At 74.9% G+C, this 1,822-nt stretch carries 2 protein-coding genes and 1 pseudogene; 2 read left to right on the top strand and 1 reads right to left on the bottom strand.

All coding sequences use genetic code 11. The features are described 5' to 3' along the window. Nucleotides 1–514, top strand: a pseudogene (locus GPJ59_RS35905) (saccharopine dehydrogenase); the annotation flags it as partial. 41 nt (nucleotides 515–555) lie between these two features. Here GPJ59_RS35905 and GPJ59_RS35910 read toward each other — a convergent pair. Beyond that, on the bottom strand, nucleotides 556–1,233 hold the full coding sequence (locus GPJ59_RS35910) for an endonuclease V (protein ID WP_219672311.1): 678 nt from the start codon (nucleotides 1,231–1,233) through the stop codon (nucleotides 556–558). Between the two features lie 26 nt (nucleotides 1,234–1,259). Here GPJ59_RS35910 and GPJ59_RS35915 point away from each other — a divergent pair, with 26 nt between their 5' ends. Then, nucleotides 1,260–1,559: a YciI family protein gene (locus GPJ59_RS35915; RefSeq protein WP_219672312.1), complete on the top strand. Its 300-nt coding sequence runs from the start codon at nucleotides 1,260–1,262 to the stop codon at nucleotides 1,557–1,559. Nucleotides 1,560–1,822 lie beyond the last annotated feature (263 nt).

The following is a 1,822-nucleotide window of genomic DNA, read 5'->3' on the forward strand; positions in this document are numbered from 1 at the left end:
GACCGGCGCCTGGGCCCTGCCGCTGCCCACCCTCGACCCGCAGATCGTGGCCCGCTCGGCGGCGGCGCTGGAGCGCTACGGCCCCGACTTCCGCTACCGCCACTACGCCGCCGTCCGGCACCTGCCGGTCGCGCTGGGCGGCACCGCGGCCGTGGGCGCGGCGGCCCTGCTCGCCCAGATCCCGCCCGCCCGGCGCTGGCTGATGAGCCGCTGGGAACCGGGCCAGGGCCCGGACGCGGAGCGCCGGGCCCGCAGCTGGTTCTCGGTCCGCTTCGTCGGGGAGGGCGGCGGCCACCGGGTGTTCACCGAGGTCTCAGGGGGCGACCCGGGCTACGGGGAGACGGCCAAGATGCTGGCGGAGTCCGCGCTGTGCCTCGCGTACGACGAACTCCCGGCGCGCGCGGGCCAGCTCACCACGGCGGTCGCGATGGGCGACGCCCTCCTGAGCCGGCTCCAGCACGCGGGCATCCGCTTCCGCGTCGCGGACAGCAGGCGGATCACGGACGGCGAGTGAGCGAGCCACGCACTGCGAGCGGGGACCCACCCGTGCTGCTGTCAGAGGGCCTCGCGGAGGGCGCGCCGGCACAGGGAGTCGGCGTGCCGGGTCGTCTCGGGTATCCGGAAGCGCGGGCTGAGCGCGAGCGCGTGCGCGCACGCGTTGTCCAGCGACACCCGGTGCCCCACGGACACGTACACCGGCTTGATCCCGTCCTGCGTACGCAGCGCGCGCCCCACCTCCGCGCCGTCCTCGGCCAGCAGCGGGGTCGCGTCGCCGCGACGCCCGCCGGGTTCCTCGTAGGTGAAGGTGAACGCGTTCTTGGCGACTCCCATGCTCGGCAGCCCGGTGACCACCCCGAGGTGGCAGGCCAGCCCGAAGCGGCGCGGGTGGGCGAGGCCGTACCCGTCGCACACGACCAGGTCGGGGGTGGCGGTCAGGGCGTCCAGCGCGGCGAGCACGGTGGGCAGCTCGCGGAAGGCCAACAGGCCCGGCACGTACGGGAAGCTGACCCGGCCGACGGCGGTGGCCTCCTCGACCACCTCCAGCGTCGCCGCGTCCAGTACGACGGCCGCGGCGGCGACCAGGTCCCGCTCGTCGTCGTACGCGACGTCGACACCGGCGACGAGCCCGCGCCCGGCCGGCGGACCGGGTTCGTCGAACACGACACGGTTACGCAATTCGTCTTGTACCGCCCGGGCCTCGGCCTCGTCGGCGGGGGTCTTCACGCTCGTCATGGTGGTCCGAGAGTAGCCTGACGATCATGTTCGTAATGGAGTTGACCTATACCGCCCCCATCGAGGCCGTCGAAGAGCAGATGGACGCCCACATCGCCTGGCTGGACGGCTACTACGCCTCCGGCGTCTTCCTCGCGTCGGGCCGCAAGGTCCCGCGCGACGGCGGCATCATCCTGGCGGGCGGAGTCTCCCGGGCGGAGATCGAACGCATCGCGGAGGAGGACCCGTTCACGGTGGCAGGAGTGTGCGGCTACCGCATCACGGAGTTCATCGCCACGAAGACCTCCTCGGACCTGGCACCAGTACGCGAGGCGCCGGGGGCGTAGGGGGGCGGGGGCTGACCCGAGGGGGTTCGCCCGGGGCGGGGCGGGGCGGGGGCTTGGGGGGGGGGGGTGGGGCGGGGGGGGTTTTTCCCTTGGGGGGGGGGGGTTTCCGGGGGGGGACCCGGGGGGGTCGGCCGCGGCGGGGGGGGGGGTTGGGGGGGGGGGGGTGGCCGGGGGGGTTTTTCCCGTTTGGCGGCGACGGATTCCGGGGGTGGACCGCGGGGCTTTCTCCGGCCGGGGGCAGTGAGTTCGGGGGGGGGGGTGTG

Source organism: Streptomyces bambusae, from assembly GCF_019400985.1.
In the GTDB taxonomy this organism is placed as follows: Bacteria; Actinomycetota; Actinomycetes; order Streptomycetales; family Streptomycetaceae; genus Streptomyces; species Streptomyces bambusae_A.